The 18,257-nt window shown below is 31.9% G+C and carries 16 protein-coding genes, 1 tRNA gene, 1 pseudogene and 2 riboswitches; of the genes and pseudogenes, 4 read left to right on the top strand and 14 right to left on the bottom strand.

What is annotated here, in order from left to right:
- Positions 1–23: 23 nt before the first annotated feature.
- From pulA to J2Z35_RS02955, 6 genes are all read right to left on the bottom strand, one after another.
- Positions 24–1,976 carry a type I pullulanase gene (pulA, locus tag J2Z35_RS02980; protein WP_209659190.1) on the bottom strand — a complete coding sequence of 651 codons (1,953 nt, stop codon included), beginning with the start codon at positions 1,974–1,976 and terminating at the stop codon, positions 24–26.
- A gap of 91 nt (positions 1,977–2,067) precedes the next feature.
- Entirely contained in the window at positions 2,068–2,871 is an 804-nt protein-coding gene (locus tag J2Z35_RS02975) for an ABC transporter ATP-binding protein (RefSeq protein WP_245330728.1), read from the bottom strand.
- The gene (locus tag J2Z35_RS02970; RefSeq protein WP_330623351.1) at positions 2,868–3,935 is read right to left on the bottom strand and encodes a FecCD family ABC transporter permease; all 1,068 of its coding nucleotides are present in this window, start codon (positions 3,933–3,935) and stop codon (positions 2,868–2,870) included. The genes J2Z35_RS02975 and J2Z35_RS02970 overlap by 4 nt, the downstream gene beginning before the upstream one ends.
- Positions 3,936–3,955: 20 nt before the next feature.
- Positions 3,956–4,879, bottom strand: a complete 924-nt coding sequence (locus J2Z35_RS02965) for an ABC transporter substrate-binding protein (protein WP_209659188.1) — start codon at positions 4,877–4,879, stop codon at positions 3,956–3,958.
- A gap of 90 nt (positions 4,880–4,969) precedes the next feature.
- Positions 4,970–5,144: riboswitch (cobalamin riboswitch) on the bottom strand.
- 46 nt (positions 5,145–5,190) lie between these two features.
- Positions 5,191–5,727: a VanZ family protein gene (locus J2Z35_RS02960; protein WP_209659186.1), complete on the bottom strand. Its 537-nt coding sequence runs from the start codon at positions 5,725–5,727 to the stop codon at positions 5,191–5,193.
- A 4-nt stretch (positions 5,728–5,731) separates the two neighbouring features.
- Positions 5,732–6,505 (bottom strand): DUF975 family protein, encoded by a 774-nt coding sequence (locus J2Z35_RS02955; RefSeq protein ID WP_209659183.1) that lies wholly within the window; start codon positions 6,503–6,505, stop codon positions 5,732–5,734.
- 159 nt (positions 6,506–6,664) lie between these two features.
- Between J2Z35_RS02955 and J2Z35_RS02950 the strand changes: the two genes are divergently transcribed.
- Positions 6,665–6,740, top strand: a tRNA-Met gene (locus J2Z35_RS02950).
- Positions 6,741–6,853: 113 nt separating this feature from the next.
- On the opposite strand, the gene ribH is transcribed toward J2Z35_RS02950, so the two are convergent.
- From ribH to J2Z35_RS02915, 7 genes and pseudogenes are all read right to left on the bottom strand, one after another.
- Positions 6,854–7,315, bottom strand: coding sequence for a 6,7-dimethyl-8-ribityllumazine synthase (ribH, locus tag J2Z35_RS02945; RefSeq protein WP_209659181.1), 462 nt, complete (start codon positions 7,313–7,315; stop codon positions 6,854–6,856).
- A pseudogene (locus J2Z35_RS14920) lies at positions 7,315–8,523 on the bottom strand (bifunctional 3,4-dihydroxy-2-butanone-4-phosphate synthase/GTP cyclohydrolase II). Before J2Z35_RS14920 ends, ribH begins: the two are co-directional and overlap by 1 nt.
- 21 nt (positions 8,524–8,544) lie before the next feature.
- Positions 8,545–9,195 (bottom strand): riboflavin synthase, encoded by a 651-nt coding sequence (locus tag J2Z35_RS02935; RefSeq protein ID WP_209659180.1) that lies wholly within the window; start codon positions 9,193–9,195, stop codon positions 8,545–8,547.
- Positions 9,196–9,198: 3 nt separating this feature from the next.
- On the bottom strand, positions 9,199–10,317 hold the full coding sequence (gene ribD, locus J2Z35_RS02930; RefSeq protein ID WP_330623350.1) for a bifunctional diaminohydroxyphosphoribosylaminopyrimidine deaminase/5-amino-6-(5-phosphoribosylamino)uracil reductase RibD: 1,119 nt from the start codon (positions 10,315–10,317) through the stop codon (positions 9,199–9,201).
- Between the two features lie 187 nt (positions 10,318–10,504).
- Positions 10,505–10,622: riboswitch (FMN riboswitch) on the bottom strand.
- A gap of 76 nt (positions 10,623–10,698) precedes the next feature.
- Entirely contained in the window at positions 10,699–11,751 is a 1,053-nt protein-coding gene (locus tag J2Z35_RS02925) for an NADH:flavin oxidoreductase (protein ID WP_209659280.1), read from the bottom strand.
- 75 nt (positions 11,752–11,826) lie between these two features.
- Positions 11,827–12,549, bottom strand: a complete 723-nt coding sequence (locus J2Z35_RS02920; protein ID WP_209659178.1) for a gamma-glutamyl-gamma-aminobutyrate hydrolase family protein — start codon at positions 12,547–12,549, stop codon at positions 11,827–11,829.
- 108 nt (positions 12,550–12,657) lie between these two features.
- Positions 12,658–13,092: a hypothetical protein gene (locus J2Z35_RS02915; protein WP_209659176.1), complete on the bottom strand. Its 435-nt coding sequence runs from the start codon at positions 13,090–13,092 to the stop codon at positions 12,658–12,660.
- Positions 13,093–13,271: 179 nt separating this feature from the next.
- Between J2Z35_RS02915 and J2Z35_RS02910 the strand changes: the two genes are divergently transcribed.
- The gene (locus tag J2Z35_RS02910) at positions 13,272–14,015 is read left to right on the top strand and encodes a copper amine oxidase N-terminal domain-containing protein (RefSeq protein ID WP_209659174.1); all 744 of its coding nucleotides are present in this window, start codon (positions 13,272–13,274) and stop codon (positions 14,013–14,015) included.
- Between the two features lie 85 nt (positions 14,016–14,100).
- Here J2Z35_RS02910 and J2Z35_RS02905 read toward each other — a convergent pair whose 3' ends face one another.
- Positions 14,101–14,967, bottom strand: a complete 867-nt coding sequence (locus J2Z35_RS02905) for a nitroreductase family protein (RefSeq protein WP_209659172.1) — start codon at positions 14,965–14,967, stop codon at positions 14,101–14,103.
- Positions 14,968–15,294: 327 nt separating this feature from the next.
- Between J2Z35_RS02905 and J2Z35_RS02900 the strand changes: the two genes are divergently transcribed.
- Complete coding sequence (locus J2Z35_RS02900; RefSeq protein WP_209659170.1) at positions 15,295–16,134, top strand: DegV family protein; 840 nt, start codon at positions 15,295–15,297, stop codon at positions 16,132–16,134.
- Positions 16,135–16,193: 59 nt separating this feature from the next.
- On the top strand, positions 16,194–18,206 hold the full coding sequence (locus J2Z35_RS02895) for an alpha-amylase family glycosyl hydrolase (RefSeq protein ID WP_245330726.1): 2,013 nt from the start codon (positions 16,194–16,196) through the stop codon (positions 18,204–18,206).
- Positions 18,207–18,257: the final 51 nt, after the last annotated feature.

The raw sequence follows: 18,257 nt of genomic DNA, 5'->3' as shown, positions 1-18,257 counted from the left end.
ATTATCCTCTACTATTGCCATAATTAATCTTTCATAAGTATTAATGCACTTCTTGGAGAAACACTCACTGTGTTTCCTTCAACTATTCCAATTGGAAAAGCTGAAGCTTTATGCTCATCTGTATATATCTCCCATCCAGAATAAGGTAATTTAACTGTTTTCGAGCTTTTTAATGCATTAAATATTATAGCAATATATTTTTTTATATCTTTGTTTGCATTATTTTTCAAAATATAACCAACCATATTTTTGCTTGGCATATCAAGAAATTCCAGATTATTATTTAACATCTTATAATCAGTCATCCTAAATGCTGGGTGTTTTTTTCTAATTTCGATTAACCCCTTATAATACTCAAACACCTCTTTATATTTTGTTTTTCTGCTCCAATCGATTTCATTGACTGAGTCTGGAGATTTATAGCTGTTTTCTACAAAATTCTTTGTTCTTAATAATTCTGATCCACTGTGTATAAACGGTATCCCTTGAGACGTGAGCACTATAGCATCACAGAGTTTATTTATTTTTATTTTTTCTGATTCACTTTCATCACAGTTTGTAAGATTGATTTTATCCCAAAGAGTATGGTTATCATGGCAAGCTACATAGTTGATGCACTGAGCTGGAGAGTTTGCCCAAGGTCTTGAGGAATAAAGTATTTTAGAATAATCTACTTGTTTATGGAAGGTAGCACCTACAATCCCAAATTTCACAGTTTCCTCTAAGTTATTTTTTCCACTTGCAAAACCCTTTTCTCTTTCATCATTATAACTACCTTTTATTGCATCTCTTGTGTCATCATTAAAGGCTGCTATTTTATCAAGTTTATATGTGTTTTCCTTTACAGCCATCCTTTCAGGTCCTAAAGAAAGTTCGCTAGCCGCCCACCCCTCTCCGTATACAAGTATAGAAAAGTCTATTTCATCCAGTCTTTTCCTCACTTCTTTCATTGTCTTTATATCATGTATCCCCATTAGGTCAAAACGAAAACCATCAATACTGTATTCTCTTGCAAAATAAACAACAGAATCTACAATAAACTTTCTCACCATAGACCTTTCAGATGCAGTAGAATTGCCGCATCCTGATTCATCTATAAAATTTCCATCTTCATCTAATCTATAATAATAATCTGGAACTGTTAAATTTAAATATGAGTCCTTTGTATTTCCTGTATGATTATAAACAACATCCATAACTACCCTTATCCCATTTTCATGTAAAGTTTTTATCATTTCTTTAAATTCTTTTATTCTAAGAGCTCCATCATATGGATTTGTAGAATAGGATCCTTCAAGAGAATTATAGTTTAAGGGATCATAACCCCAGTTATATTGAGGAATATCCAAATTTTCTTCATCTATACTCAAAAAATCAAATACAGGAAGGAGATGAATATGAGTTATTCCTAACTCTTTTAGGTGTTCTGCTCCAGTAGACTCCCCTTCGTTATTTTTAGTATTTAGCTCTGAGAGTCCTAAAAATTTCCCTTTGTTTTTTATTCCAGATGAATTATTTATAGATATATCTCTAATATGTGCTTCATATATTATTGCATCAGTCATGTTTTTAAAAGGTGGCTTTTTGTGATTCAGCCATCCCTTAGGGTTAGTACTTTGCAAATCTATAATCATTCCTTTTTTCCCATTTACACCAACCGCTTTTGCATAAGAATCTACTACTTCATTTCTTGATTTTCCAATATTAATTTCATAGGTGTAGTAAATCCCATGACTATATCCTTTTAGTCTAGAAGACCATACTCCTTTATCTTCTTTTGTCATTTTTATTTTTTTAAAGCAATCTTTATCTAGTGGGTTTTTATATAGTTTTAAGATTACCTGATCTGCTGTTGGAGCCCATATCTTAAATCTTGTTTCATCACTAAGGCACATCACTCCTAGATCTTCTTTATCATAAAAAAACAACTTATCAAATTTTTTGCTGTCAAAAATATCTTCAATATTAATTTTCATAGAAGGTCTCCTTTTTAAAAAGATTTAGCCTAGATGAAATTTATAATACCATTTCATCTAGGCTAAGTCTAATTTTTAAATAGTGAGCTATCTAACTAAATTGATTATATATAGGTATTATATAGGGTTTTCCAGTCATAGGATTTTCAATTAGATTAACATCAAGATTGTAAACGTTTTTTATATTTTTCTTTGTTAAGACAGCTTCTGCTCTGCCAAAAGAAATAATTTCCCCTTCGTTCATTAATATTATTTCATCGCTATATTGTGCAGCAAGATTAAGATCATGAAGTATCGCTATTACTGTTAGATTTTTTTCCTTATTTAAATTCTTTATAGTATCTAATAGCCCAATTTGATGCTGAATATCTATATTTGATATAGGCTCATCTAATATCATTAAGTCAGTATCTTGGGTTATAGTTCTTGCAATAATAACACGTTGCCGTTCTCCACCGCTTATTTGATTTATCTTTTTGTCTCTAAGGTGCCAAACTTTGGTTATATCCATAGCTCTTTTAGCTATTTTAATGTCTGATTCACTTTCAGATTGAAATCTTCCCATATAAGGTGCTCTTCCCATTAAAACTATATCCATAACTGAAAAATCATAGTCTATTGAAGTATTTTGAGGAACACAAGATATTTTTTTTGCAATAACCTTTGCACTCATTTTTTTTATATCCTCTCCTTCAACAAACACTTTTTCACCTTGAACATCAACTAATTTGGCAATATATTTAGCTAAAGTTGTCTTGCCTGAACCATTTGGCCCTATGACGCTGTAGAATTTACCTTTTTCCAGAGATATTCCAATATCATTCAATACTATATTGTCACCATATGAAAATTTCAGTTTCTTAATCACTATTGAATCATTTATATTTTTTTTCAATTTGTCACCTTCTTTTTACTCTTAATTAAAAGATAGATAAAATATGGTGCTCCAAAAAGGGATGTAATTGCACCAACTGGTATTTCCGCTGGAGACATTAATGTTCTAGCTAATGTATCTGAAATTATCATAAAAATTGCTCCTAAAACAGCTGAAAATGGAACGAGGTGTTTATAATCGGGTCCCACTACCATCCTTACAGTATGGGGAACAATAAGTCCTACAAAACCAATAATCCCACCTACTGATACAGTTGCTGCAACAACAATAGAGCAAAGTAAAAGAAGAATTTTTTTTACCTTCTCTACTTCTATGCCTAGTGAACTTGCAGTGTCCTCTCCCATAAGCATAATATTTAAGTCTTTGGCAAAAAATATTACAAAAAAAGTTACTATTAATGTAATTGGAGCAAGTATTTTGACATGTGTCCAGCTTGCTGCGGAAACACTTCCCATTATCCAAAATACTATCTTATCCAGTTGAGATTTATTAAATATCATCATAATTGATATTACTGAGGAAAGAAGATAGCTTATTGATATTCCTGCTAAAAGAAGGGTTATTACAGGTACCTTTCCCCCAATTTTTGCTATATGATATACGATTATCATAGTAGTTATAGCTCCTATAAAAGCCATAATGGTGATTGATCCAAGTCCTAACAAACTGCTTTGAAACCCTAAAACTATACCAATTGTAGCTCCTAAGGCAGCTCCTGAGGATACCCCTAGCACATATGGATCCGCCATCGGATTTTTAAACATACCTTGAAATGCCGCTCCAGATACAGATAATCCGCATCCTATAAGAGCAGACAGTAAAATACGAGGAAATCTTATATCCCACACTATGGTTATATAATTATGTTTTATTCCATCTAATGATATTAGTCTATCCAATAAAATTATTCTATTTAGTATGATTTTTGCTCCATCTACAAAAGTTATATCTGCAACTCCCACCATACTAGATATTATTATTACTAAAAATAGCGCTATAAAGGATAGTATAAGTAATAATCTATATCGGTTTTTATTTTCAAGATATGTCATAGTTTCACTCACTTCTCAAATGTTCAATATTTTTAAAATGCATCTGGATGAATTAGTTTTGCCAGTTCTTCAAGTCCATCAGCCAGTCTAGTTCCTTGTCTATCTAATTTGTTATTATCTATTTCAAATAATCTTCCTTCTTTTACAGCTGTTAGCTGAGAATAACCATTTGCATTTTCAATACCAGTCTTTGTATCAAAATACTTAGAACATATAAGAATATCAGGATCTTTTTCCAACACTTTCTCTATACTATATTTCCATCCTTGGGCATCATCCGCTGCATTTGACCCTCCTGCCATCTCAATCATTTTGGAAATAAAGGTTTCCCCTGTTGCAGTGTAATCTCCAAACTCTCCATATCCAACAACATAATATACAGATGGTTTTTCTCTTCCCTGAACTCTACTAGTTACATACTCGACTTTTTCCTTCATTTGATTTACAACAGTTTTGGCATTTTCTTCTTTATTTAATATAGCCCCAACTTTTTCTACAGTTTCATATACTCCCTCAAAGCTTTCTGGTCCATATAAAATCAATACTTTTATTCCAAGCTCTTCCATTTTCTTTAAAACATCTTCCTTAAAATGTGTAGAAGCAATTACAATATCTGGATTTATTTCCATTATCTTTTCTATACTAGGATCAGTTAGACTTCCGATTGATTCTATTTCGATTACATCTTCTGGATAGTCACAGAAATCTGTCCTTCCAACAAGTTTTTCCTGTGCATCAATTGAATATATTATCTCTGTTATGCTAGGTGCAATAGATATGACTCTTTGAGGTTCAGTTTCAAGTTCAACTGCTCTACCATATGAATCTACTATAGTCATTGGATATCCAGATTCTATTTCCCTTATTTCACTATTTTCCGAATTAACATTTTGACACCCTGACAAAAATACTACTGAAAACAAAAATATAAAGCTTAGTAACAAATTTTTTCTCATATTTAGTCTCCTTACTATATTTTTTTTGCAATAAAAAACACACCTAAGGTGTGAAAATAAAATATGTATTCTCATCCTCCCTCCGAAGATTTTGATTGAAGATTTATGGCAGGTTTCCTGACTAATGGCTCAACTTACTATCCAACCTTCTCGGTTTCCCAATGGTTATTTGGATTTCATCACCAATTACAGTAGCGGGGGCTGTAGCGAACTTTCATCGCTTTCCCTTTTAACCCTATAGGGCACCACAAATCTAAAATATTTAGTTTTTATTCATCTAATTGAGATTATAGCATCTCAACTAGATTATTTCAAATTTTAGGTTTCTTTTTAGTTATAAATATAGCAAATGTAATTAGGAAAATAGCTAGTAAAATACCAATTAAATTAATAAATACATCTATAATACTGCTAACTCTACCATCTACAAAAGACTGTCTATATTCGTCAAGTGCAGCAAAGGAAAAAGTGATTACAAAAGCCCATATCACAGATGTATAATGTTTTTTTGTATACTGATTTATCAGATAATATATTATTATGGTAAGAAAAAAGAAAACAACAACATGGGCTATTTTTCTAAGTATAAACTCTATTATTGCAGGATTTTCTCTAGCATATACATAAAAATCATCACTTACAGTCCTAAATGGTCCAAGCTCCCCCATATCCACAGGAATATGCCTAGAAAGAAATTGAGCAAAACTTACAAAATAACTGTCAAATCCTCTTAATATAACATTCAATTGTCTAAGCACAGGCAAAACTCTTAGTCCAGGTATTGACGAAAGGTAAAATATTCCCCCTATAGCTATTATGGCTATTAACCATGTGTTAAATCTTCTCATACAGCTACTCCTTCGCTAGATTTACCTTTGGTGCATATGATTCATGGTTCAAGGTTTTATAAAGCTGTGCATATGTTGCTTCATAATAAGGGTGAACTAAAAATACCCCAATCCCAAACATTAGGGCTCCCAAAATATACCATCCTAAAAAAGACAAATCTAAAACAAACATATCCATTTTATGCCCTTGTGTCATACTCATGCTCTTTTTTATAGCTTCCGAAGAATCAACATCTGGATCTTCAACTAAAATATATGGTACCATTTTATATGAGTAATGTTTTACAATGCCTGGAATTATAAGTAGTAAAGTCCATAAAAGAGTATATACTCCTCTTAAAACCATAGTTATTACTATGTTCGGATATGAATTTGACCTAAATACCCAAGATAAATCCCCTACCCTAGGTTCTTTTTCAGTTCCATCAAGAAAAAATTTTCTTCCTCCTATTTCAAGAGGGATTCCTATAAATACTCTCAAACTAAGAAATAGAATTATTATCATAATAGCAACTATTAATGAGATTGCAATAATTCCAGGTATTCCTATGGTATCAAATACTCTTCCTAAAAACGAGTCAGAATTATTTATTACTACTTCTCTTCCCTCAAAACGTACCCCTGAACCTTCGCTTGAAGAGCCTCTTCCACCTGAATTGAAAACTATATTTTCATTTCCCCCTGCAAGAGCAATTACAAGGGCCACTGCAAAAGCCTTCCAATAATATTTATTAAGAAACTCTTTGGCTTTAGTTTTTAGTTCCTTTCTTGTCCACATAAAAAATCCCCCTTTTAATTATCTAATATATATTATACTCAAAAAAATAATATATAACTGAATTTTTTATTCTTTTAATTTAATTTTAATGAACTCCTTGTTTTATGAACATCTATGTAGTATACTAACTTTAGTAAGAGATATATTCACATTTAATATCGCGGGGTGGAGCAGTTGGTAGCTCGTCGGGCTCATAACCCGAAGGTCATAGGTTCAAGTCCTATCCCCGCAACCAAAAAGAACTTAAAAACCCAGCGAATTCTGCTGGGTTTTATTATATTTCAGAAAAAAATATGGCATATTTTAAAAGGGTATATTAAAAAATATACCCTTTATTTTTATATTGTTTTATAATTGTTTTATTAGATTAGACATTTCTATAGCTGTTGCTGCGGCTTCAAAGCCTTTGTTGCCAGCTTTTGTACCAGCTCTTTCTATTGCCTGCTCTATTGTATCTGTAGTAAGAACACCAAATATAACTGGTATGTCTGATTCCAGTGATACACTTGCAACACCTTTTGTCACCTCACTTGAAACATAATCAAAATGTGGCGTTGCTCCCTTTATGACTGCTCCTAAGCATATTATAGCATCGTATTTTTGACTTTTAGCCATTTTTTTTGCTATCAGTGGTATTTCAAATGCACCTGGTACCCATGCTATCTCAATATTTTCTTCTTCTACTCCATGTCTTAAAAGTCCATCTACTGCACCCGATAAAAGCTTCCCACCTATAAACTCATTGAACCTTCCCACAATAATTCCTATTTTTTGACCTTGTGCTATTAATTTACCTTCATAAGTTTTCATTATTTTTCCTCCTCAAATTTTAATAAGTGACCCATCTTATCTTTTTTTGTTTTTAAGTAAAATTCATTTCTTTCATTATGATTAGTTTGTATGGAAACTCTTTCAATAACTTCTATACCATACCCCGATAAGCTAGCTATTTTTTTTGGGTTATTTGTCATAAGCTTGATTTTTCTCACTCCAAGATCATAAAGGATTTGAATTCCTATACCATAGTCTCTCATATCTTCTGGGAAACCTAGTTCTAAATTCGCCTCTACAGTATCCATGCCTTGGTCTTGAAGATGGTAAGCTTTAATTTTATTTAAAAGGCCTATACCTCTACCTTCTTGCCTCATATAAAGAAGTATGCCTCTTTTTTCTCCCTCTATTTCCTTTAAAGCATGAGCTAATTGATCACCACAGTCACATCTTAAAGAGCCAAAGGCGTCTCCTGTAAGACATTCAGAGTGAACGCGAACTAAAATCGGCTCATCTGACACGATATCTCCTTTCACTAGCGCTACATGATGCTCTCCATTTAGCTTATTTGTATATCCTACCATCTGGAAATCTCCGTATTTCGTTGGGAGTTTGCATTGTGATACTTTTTCAACTAGAACTTCATTTTTTCTTCTATAAGCTATCAAATCAGCTATAGTTATTATTTTCAAATCGTGCAATCTAACATACTCCATAAGATCCGGTACTCTAGCCATAGAGCCATCATCATTCATAATTTCACAAATCACTCCAGCACTGCTAAAGCCAGCCATTTGAGCCAAATCCACGGCTGCTTCTGTATGTCCCGCTCTAACAAGTACCCCTCCATCCTTTGCACAAAGGGGAAATATATGACCAGGTTTTGTAAAATCTGAATGGGATGCATTTTCATCTACAAGCTTTTTTATTGTTATAAATCTCTCTTCAGCAGAAATACCAGTTTTAGTATTTATAGCATCTACTGAAATTGTGAATGCAGTCTCCTTTGGGTCTGTGTTTTGATTTACCATTGGAAATATCTGAAGCCTATTTAATCTATCTTTGGTCATAGGTACGCATATTAATCCCCTGCCATATTAAGCCATAAAATTTACAGCCTCAGGGGTTACGGCATCTGCCGCCATAAGTAAATCTCCTTCATTTTCTCTATCTTCATCATCTACGACAACTATCATTTTACCTTTTTTTATATCTTCCAATGCTTCTTCAATACTGTTGAACTTCATATTTTTCCTCACTTTCTTTATCTATAAAAAACCATTTTCTTTGAGAAATTCCATATCCAATCTACTAGAATCTGTGTGTTTACTGTTAAACATAGTTAATCTTTCTACGTATTTTCCAAACATATCACATTCAAGATTAACAGTTTCACCAACCTTCATATCAGTCAATGTGGTCTCATCTTTGGTGTGAGGTATTATAGAAACTTTAAACTTCTCTAAATCTACATATGCAACTGTAAGACTTATACCATCTATTGCAATCGATCCTTTTTCTATAATATATTTCATTATAGAAGGACTTGCTTTTATAGTTATGACAGTAGCATTTTCATCTTTTTTTATATCTGTTATGCTTCCAGTTCCATCTATATGTCCTGATACTAAATGTCCACCTAGCCTATCACCTAATCTTAAAGCTCTTTCAAGGTTTACTTTTTTCCCTTTACTTAGGTCTTTCAGATTGCTTCTTATAAAGGTCTCAGGCATTACATCTACAGTAAAGCTATTGGATAAAAAATCCACAACGGTAAGGCAAACTCCGTTAGTACTTATGCTATCCCCTAGTTTTACATCTTCAAGAACTCTATATGCTTCAATTGTAAGCTTAGATGACTTTTTACCTTTTTTAATATCTTTGATTTGTCCAACTTCTTCTATTAGTCCTGTAAACATAAGCTAATCCTTTCTAACATATCCTTCTATTAAAATATCGTCACCTATTTTTGTGGCTTCTAAACAAGATATATTTATAGAATCTTTTATCAGCTTTATCCCATCTCCTCCAACAGGTGTTTTTGCTTCAACACCACCTATAATCTTTGGAGCAATAAAAGCCATAACCTTATCAACAATTTGTGCATCAAATGCAGAATAGTTAAGAGACGAACCCCCTTCTATAAGTACGCTATCTATTTTCATCTCCCCTAATTTTATTGCAAGAGCTTTTAAATCAACCTTGCCATTTACTTTAGGAAGTATTATTACTTCGGCTCCTTTGTCCTTTATTCTTTTAATCTTTCCATCACTTGCATTTTCAGTTGTCACTATAATTGTTTTTGATTTTGAATCTAGATTTAACACCTTAGAATCAAGAGGAATCCTACAAGATGTATCCACTATTATCCTATGAGGATCCATAGTATCTTTCATATTAAGTCTTGTTGTAAGACTTGGATTATCTTTTAAAACCGTTCCTATTCCTACCATTATTCCAGACATTCTATGTCTAATTTTATGCACTTTTTCTCTTGCTAGCTCTCCTGTAATCCATTTTGAATCACCCGTATAGCTTGCTATTTTACCATCTAATGTCATAGCTGTTTTTACTATAAAAAAAGGTATCCCTGTAGTAATATACTTTATGAATATTTCGTTTAGTTTTGTTGCTTCTTCTTCCAAAACCCCTACAGTAACATCAATATTATTTTCCTTTAAAATTTTTATGCCATTTCCGCTGACAAGTGGATTGGGGTCTTTCATAGCTATCACAACTCTTTTGATTCCTTCCGCCACAATCCTATTTGCACAAGGAGGTGTCTTACCAAAGTGAGAGCAAGGTTCAAGATTTACATATATTGTAGCTCCTATTGGACTTTCAATAAGACTTTCAAATGCATCTACTTCAGCATGATTTTTCCCGTATCCTCTATGAAACCCTTCTCCAATAATTTTGCCATCTTTAACTATAACTGCACCTACTAATGGATTTGGATTTACATAGCCTTCACCTTTTTTTGCAAGCTCTATTGCTCTTTTCATATATATCTGATCGATAGCTATAACCCCCTTAAACACAAAAACCGCCTGTCTGAGTATTCTTCAGAAGGCGGATTTGATAGTAAATTCTATAAACATAATTCATATTAGCAGTCAAAAATTACTGAGATGCTAAAGAATTTTGCCATATTTACAACAAAAGCTCTGAATTCGTTTAATTAGAATTCAGAGCTTTAAAATAGCTTTATCAATTTTGATATAAGATATTTTTCTTCTTCCATCCAGACTTTACTGTCGGTCTTGGAGTTACACCAAGTCAACCACAATGTGGCTCGCGGACTATCACCGCCGGTCGGGAATTTCACCCTGCCCTGAAGATAATATTTAATTTTGAAATAAATTTATCATTTAAAAATTAACTTGTCAAGATTTTTATTTTTTAATATATATTTAAATTTATCATTTTGCGAAAATACAATATCTATGTCCTTCTGTTTTAAAGCACTGATTACATGTTATGCATTTAGATTTTTCAAGATTTCCTGATTTCCATCTACTTACTAAATCATACTCCCTAAGAAATGGTTTTGACATTGAGAGATAACTTATCTTTGTATTGTTTAAAATTTTTTCCATATCAGAAGGGGTTCTATTTCCTCCCACTAAAATCACAGGAACACTGATACTTTTAGCAATTTCTATAGCCTCTTTTAAATAATAAGCTTCTGAATCTCTCGTCTTATCAACTCCGCCACCGCTAATCTCAATACCATCTATTCCAAGTAATGAGAGTTCTTTGCAAACCCAAAGACAGTCTTCATAATCTAATCCGCCTTCAAAGTAGTCTCTAGAGTTGATTTTTATAAAAACCGGAAAATCTTCTCCAACCTTATCTTTAATAGCTTCTAGAGTTTCAAAAATTATTCTAGCTCTATTTTCAATACTTCCTCCATATTCATCTTCACGCTTATTAAAAAATGGAGATAAGAACTGACTATAGAGATATCCATGTGCTCCATGAAGCTGTACACCATCAAATCCAGATTTTTTAGCTCTAAGGGATGAATCTGCGAAAGCATTTATCAACAGCTTAATTTCGTTTTTTGATATTTCCTTAGGAGTAATTTTTGAGGAAGGGTTTTCAACTTCTGAAGGACCCCATATAGTTCTACTCTTTGTATTAAATCTAGTACTAGAGCCACCATACACTATTTGCATTATTATATTGCAGTTATTTTTATGAACTAGTTCAGTAAGAGGTTTGTATGCTTCTATAAATTTGTCATCGTATATCCCCATCATCCCTGGATTGGGCTGCTCATCTTTCACTACATAGGCATACCCCGTAATTATAGTGCCCACATCCTTGCTTGATAAGTCTTCATATATATTGAGTAGCTCTTTTGTCGGCATCCCATCTTCATCTGCAAGTTGCTCCCATGTTGCAGACCTTATAATTCTATTTTTGAGATTCATATTTTTGATTTTGGTTTTGTCAAATAGTGTTTTTATTGATATCAGCCCCTTTTTAATTATTTACAAATAATCAAAGAGGGCTAAAATCACCCTCTCTCTAATTTATTTATATTATTTGCACCTTTCTATAAAAAAATCAAATATTTTTTTCTGTTCTTCATATTCACTTCCCATAAACTCTGGCTGCCACTGGACTCCCATAGCAAATGAGCTTCCAGCATACTCAATCCCTTCTATAACTCCATCTGAAGCCTTAGCTGTGACAACTAAATCTTTTCCAAGCTCTTTGATTGCCTGATGATGAAAGCTATTTACAAATATTCTGTCTTGATCAAATATTTCGAAAAGATATGAGTTTTGTTCTATTACAACAGAGTGGGACTTTTCACTTAGTATTGATGATTGAAAGTGCTTTATTGGGTTTCCTCCCATATAAGAAATATCTTGGTAGAGACTTCCTCCCATAGCAACATTTAGTACTTGTAATCCTCGATCTATACCAAGTACTGGAATACCTCTTTGGATTGCTTTTTTTGTAAGCTCTACGTCAAAGAAGTCTTTTTTTGTATTAAAATATCCAAGCTTTTCAAGGGGCTCTTCCCCATAAAACATAGGGTTTATATCTATTCCTCCAGTAAGTATGATTCCATCTACAAGGTCTAGATATCTTTCAAAGGTTTCTGTGTCATGAGTATGAGGAAAAAGTACGCAACTTCCTCCAGCTTCTTCAACCATTTTTACATTTTCGCTTACTAGAAAATATCTTTCTTGGCCTTTTGTTGCACTTTCATTGGAAATGATAAAATTAGTTGTTAGTCCTATAAGTGGTTTCATAAAATACCATCTCCTCTTTTAATAAAGGTTTTATAATTCTTGTAAGATATATATCCCATTACCTAGTTTATATTCATCAAAGAATTTTTTGTATGAAATTTAATTACTTTATTCCCAAATTATAACTCCGTTTTCGTCTGTCTCATATTTATCATAATCTATTTCTAATGAAACCTTAAGTGAAGGGTAAAAGTCTATTCTTAAATACCTTTTAATCCAACTGTCTGAATAGAGAATTAGGGCATGCTCCTTAACTGCTTCCCCTTCCATATCTTCATATTCATCATCTATAAACTCGGCTCCATTTATCTTTGTTCCATCTATGACAAATACTTCTCTTCCATAAAACTTATTTTTTAGAGACATAAAGTTATTGTCATCACATTCCATTATCAGAAGATTTTCATTCTCCTCCAGTAGTTTAAGATTTACTCCAATTGATATTTTATCTTTTTTTTCTCTAAAGATGAAATTATAAACTCCCTCCTCATCACTTTTAGCTTTAATATTAAATTTTTCAGCAATAAAATCTTTTAATAGCATAATCAATCTCCTTTCCCGTGAATTTTAATAAATATTCTATATTATAAAGTGTAATATAGAATGTTCATATAATCCAAACTTTTATTAGTTAAAAAATATTTTTTTATTGACTTATCCTTAGTTTAGTCCTATTATGAAAATATAAGTAAATAATTTTTACTATTAATTAGGAGGTTATTATGAGAAAAATATTAGCTTTTACTATTTTAGTAAGTGTTTTAACCACAACTATATCCTTTGCATCTCTGGATAATCAAGGAAATTCCAAAGGTAATAAAAATAATGCTCCAGGAATTCAAAAAAAACTTAATTCTCAAGAAGACAAGTTAAATCAAAAAGATAATTCTGAAGACTACATATCTACTGAAATTGAATCATCCGAAAAATCAACAAAAGAAGAAACAGCTATAAAGGTTCTTAGTAAAAAAGAAATTCAAGAAGCTAGACGAATTCAAAAAAAATTATTAATTGAAGAATTTAAAAAAAATAAATCAGACTTAAAAGAGAGGAAGCTCGAAGAGAGGATATTCGTAAATGGTATGAATATTAAGTTTGAAATTCCTCCTGTCATCAAAGAAGGAAGAACATTAATTCCTGTTCGTGCAATTACAGAAAGTTTAGGTGCTGATGTGGTTTGGGATAGTAAAACAAGCACCGTTACAATATCAAAAGACGACACTGTAATCATACTAACACTAGGGAGCAATATTGTTTTAGTCAATGGAGAAGAAAGAGAGCTTGAAATATCAGCACAATCTATAAACAACAGGACTTTTGTACCTTTAAAATTTATAAGTGATATTCTTAAAGTTGATGTGGATTATGACTTGGAAACTGGAGAAATAGATATCATAGATTTAGACGATAATGAAAATATACCTGGCGAAAATCCATCTGATTCAGATGATGAAACTACAGAATAAAAAAATTTATATTACCGCTGTCAAGAAAGCTCTATTCTTGGCAGCAGTAATAACTTTTATAAATAATGCTTTATTTGAAAGATTGCTAAGAATTAATTAACTCAAAAGATGCAATAAACTCTATACCTTTTTTTGATATTTCTTTAAAAGGCTTGTCTTTCCATATCCCTTTTATTCCCATTTCATTTGATGTGAGTTCAAAATGACACATTGCAATGCCAATGTCTATTTTCTGCATCTCAAATCCCATTTTATTACCTGGATAGTTTTCTGTTTTTTCGAGATAAAAATCATAATGATTTAAGTCTTTAGATACTATAATTACCCATGGTTGCTTATTTGAAGCTGATGGCCCAAGTCTCACCATTTCTAAAGGTGTCCTCAGAATCTCTTTTCTAGACTTATCAATTGGATTTAATTGCTCATCAAAAAATATCTCATCCCAATCTTTTCTATTGTCAGCCTTTACAGCAATCCTCATAGCTCTTTCAAGTAAAGATCTTTTTTCCAGGGGGTATCCTATTGGAGTAATACATGGAATTATTTCTTTGTCATTAAGAGTAATTGACTTGTCTAGCTTATCTCTAGTAAATGTGCCTCCAAGCCAGCACGTTCCTATTCCAAGACTTGTAAGATAAAGAATTAATTTTTGAAATACATATCCATATTCTACAAGCTCCCTTGAATCATTTATAGAAATTCCTACAATATAAGCCTTGGCATTTTTTATCACTCCATATGTACCTATTTTACCGTTTTCAGTCGTTTTATTTTCTAAAGTAGAGATTACCTTAAATTTTATTTTTGTACCAAACGGTCCAATAAGATTCTTGTCTTCTCTTATATAGTTTTCTATTTTCTTTAAATCGCTTCCACTTATTTTCTGAGTCAAAAATGTTCTAGTGGATTTTCTTTTCTTGATTATCTCCGAAATAGGCTGGCTAAACCTCATTCATTCATCCTCCTTATAAAAATTATCCTTACCTCATTATTTATAAGAAAAGTATATCATTCTTTAGCCCTATTTTATTATTTTTACATTTAATTAATTGTTTATTTGGGATATATTTAATTTATGTATGTTATTGGGAAGGTGTTTTTAATTTTATTTCTAGTTTCAATTAATAGATATGTAAATTATCTATGATGTAATTATGTTATAATTAGTCAAGAATGAACTATTTGAAAATTTTTTTATTATTGAAATAATAGTTCAAGATTTATAAAACTTACGATTCGAAAATTAAATTGATAACTATTTATAAAGGGAGATGATTGAATGGGAATTAAAATTGTGACAGATAGTACATGCGATATATCAATGGAGCTAAAAAAAGAGCTTGATATAGAAATAGTCCCACTAACGGTTATATTTGGAGAAAAAGAATACGCTGATGGAATTGATATTTCAAAAAAAGAGTTCTATGAATTAATGAGAAGCTCTGATTCTTTACCTAAGACAAGTCAGGTTACCCCTTTAGCATTTGAAAATGTATTTAAAAAAATACTAGATGAAGGTAATGATGTTTTGGGAATATTTATATCAAGTGAGCTTAGTGGTACCTATCAATCTGCAACTATAGCAAAATCTACTCTCGGAGACGATAAAATACATCTAATAGACTCAGAAACTACTACGTTTGGTCTCGCATCACTCGTATATGAGGCTATAAGATTAAGAGATAACGGTAATGATATAGATTCAACAATAATAGCTCTAGAAGAACTAAAGAAGAAAGTAGTTGTTTATGCTGCAATTGAAAATCTCACTTACTTAAAAAAAGGAGGGAGATTATCTTCTGTAGGTGCTACTATAGGAACCATGCTAAATCTAAAACCAATAGTCGAAATAAAGCATGGAAAAATCAATGCAATTCATAAATCTCGTGGTTATAGTAAGGCTCTAGATTGGATTATAAAAAAAGCTCTAGATATGAATATAGATACATCAAAGCCTGTGTATTTTGGTCATTCTGATGCCTTTGAAAAGGCTGAAAATTTTTCTAAATCGGCTCATGAAACAATTGATATAAAAGAATCTAAAATTATAGATCTTGGTATAACAGTTGGAACTCATGGTGGCCCTGGATGTGTAGGCCTTGGATTTTTCACTAAATAATCATTAATCTGATATTCTAAAAATATTCAAAATATACCCCTTGATTGGAGGCTTTAATTTTGAAAAAACAACTCCGCAAACTTAAGATATTAGAAATAGATCCTTGGCTTAAACCATTTAAAAATGAACTTAATATAAGAATGGAAGAATATGAAAAAAACAAGAAAAAATTATTGGAAAATCATGACTCTTTTAAGGATTTTGCAAATGGTCACCTTTATTTTGGCTTTCATGAAGTTGAAAATGGATGGATTTATAGAGAATGGGCACCAAATGCAAATGAGCTAACTCTTATTGGAGATTTTAATGATTGGAACCTAGATTCTCATCCCCTTTCCAAAAAAGAAAATGGGGTATGGGAAATATTTATCCCTGGCAAGGATTCACTTTACCACGGCTGTAGAGTGAAAGTGAAAATAAATTCAATGGGGAAAACTCTTCATAGAATACCACTTTATATTAAGCGGACGATTCAAAATCCAATATCTCATGACTTTAGTGGTCAAATATGGAAAGAAAAAGATGAGTTTAATTGGTCAGACCAAGACTTTAAAGTTAAGAATGAGCCACTTTTAATATACGAATCCCATATAGGAATGGCTCAAGAGAAAGAAGATTACGGGACATTTAAGGAATTCGAGAAAAACATTCTACCTAGAATAAAGGATGCCGGATATAATACAGTGCAGCTGATGGCAATCATGCAACATCCATACTATGGATCATTTGGATATCATGTATCTAATTTTTTTGCTGTCTCTTCATGGTTTGGAAATCCAACTGAACTTAAAGAGCTGGTAAACACTGCACACTCTATGGGGCTAAACATTATTATGGATATAGTTCATTCCCATGCAGTAAAAAATATTGCTGAGGGCATTGACGAATTTGACGGAACTACTACTCAGTTTTTTCATGAGGGTTTAAAAGGAATTCATCCAGCTTGGGATTCCAAACTATTTGATTACTCTAAACCAGAAGTTATTCATTTTCTTCTTTCAAACATAAAATTTTGGATGGACGAATATCATTTTGATGGATTTAGATTCGATGGCGTTACATCAATGATATATGATCATCATGGTCTTGGAGTAAACTTTGATAATTATGAAAAATATTTCAATGATACAGTTGATATGGATGCAATTAATTATCTTCAATATGCAAATGAACTTATTAAAGAAATCAGAAAAGATGCAATCTCTATATCTGAAGATATGAGCGGAATGCCTGGTATGGCACTTCCTATAGAATGTGGAGGTATTGGCTTTGATTATAGACTTTCTATGGGAGTTCCTGACTTTTGGATCAAATTATTAGACAAAAAAGATGAAAACTGGAGTATGTATGATATTTGGTATGAGCTTACTTCACTAAGACCTAAGGAAAAGCGAATCACCTATGTAGAGTCTCATGATCAAGCACTTGTAGGGGATAAAACTCTGTTTTTTAGACTAGCCGACCAAGAAATCTACTGGCATATGGAAAAATCAGATAAAAATCCGATTATTGATAGAGCAATGGCACTTCATAAAATGATACGATTCATTACAATCACACTCTCTGGTGAAGGGTATCTTAATTTTATGGGTAATGAATTTGGGCATCCAGAATGGATTGATTTTCCTAGAGAGGGAAACAATTGGAGCTTCAAGTATTGCAAAAGGCAGTGGAGCCTTGGTGATAATCTAGATTTAAAATATAATTATCTAAAAAAGTTTGATAAAGATATGATTTATTTTACTAAAATAAATCATATCTTAGAAACATCTGAGGTAAAAGACTTATGGCTTGATGATACTAAAAAAATTATAATATACAAAAAAAATGATTTGATTTTTTTATTTAATTTTCATCCAACGGACTCTTTTGAAGATTTTAGATTTCCAACTCATGAGGCATCTGATTATAAAGTTGTGTTTGATTCAGATGCAGAGATTTATGGCGGCCATGAACGAATAAGTAGAAAAGTAATATATTCCCCAAAACAACTCCATGAGTTTAATAAAAGCACTGGAATATCCATATATTCTCCTAGTAGAACTTTTCTTGTCCTTAAAAAAATAGACTGATGTTTAAAACCAAATAACAATAAACCCTAGATTATTCATAATTAATTTACT

The sequence above is a fragment of the Acetoanaerobium pronyense genome (assembly GCF_017874355.1).
GTDB classification, from domain to species: domain Bacteria; phylum Bacillota; class Clostridia; order Peptostreptococcales; family Filifactoraceae; genus Acetoanaerobium; species Acetoanaerobium pronyense.
This window is presented reverse-complemented; position numbering and strand designations above follow the sequence as displayed.

Coding starts and splice junctions, on each gene's coding strand:
- pulA (WP_209659190.1), bottom strand. CDS start 1,976: ATGAAAATTAATATTGAAGATATTTTTGACAGCAAAAAATTTGATAAG.
- J2Z35_RS02965 (WP_209659188.1), bottom strand. CDS start 4,879: ATGAGAAAAAATTTGTTACTAAGCTTTATATTTTTGTTTTCAGTAGTA.
- J2Z35_RS02960 (WP_209659186.1), bottom strand. CDS start 5,727: ATGAGAAGATTTAACACATGGTTAATAGCCATAATAGCTATAGGGGGA.
- J2Z35_RS02955 (WP_209659183.1), bottom strand. CDS start 6,505: ATGTGGACAAGAAAGGAACTAAAAACTAAAGCCAAAGAGTTTCTTAAT.
- ribH (WP_209659181.1), bottom strand. CDS start 7,315: ATGAAAACTTATGAAGGTAAATTAATAGCACAAGGTCAAAAAATAGGA.
- J2Z35_RS02935 (WP_209659180.1), bottom strand. CDS start 9,195: ATGTTTACAGGACTAATAGAAGAAGTTGGACAAATCAAAGATATTAAA.
- J2Z35_RS02920 (WP_209659178.1), bottom strand. CDS start 12,549: ATGAAACCACTTATAGGACTAACAACTAATTTTATCATTTCCAATGAA.
- J2Z35_RS02915 (WP_209659176.1), bottom strand. CDS start 13,092: ATGCTATTAAAAGATTTTATTGCTGAAAAATTTAATATTAAAGCTAAA.
- J2Z35_RS02910 (WP_209659174.1), top strand. CDS start 13,272: ATGAGAAAAATATTAGCTTTTACTATTTTAGTAAGTGTTTTAACCACA.
- J2Z35_RS02905 (WP_209659172.1), bottom strand. CDS start 14,967: ATGAGGTTTAGCCAGCCTATTTCGGAGATAATCAAGAAAAGAAAATCC.
- J2Z35_RS02900 (WP_209659170.1), top strand. CDS start 15,295: ATGGGAATTAAAATTGTGACAGATAGTACATGCGATATATCAATGGAG.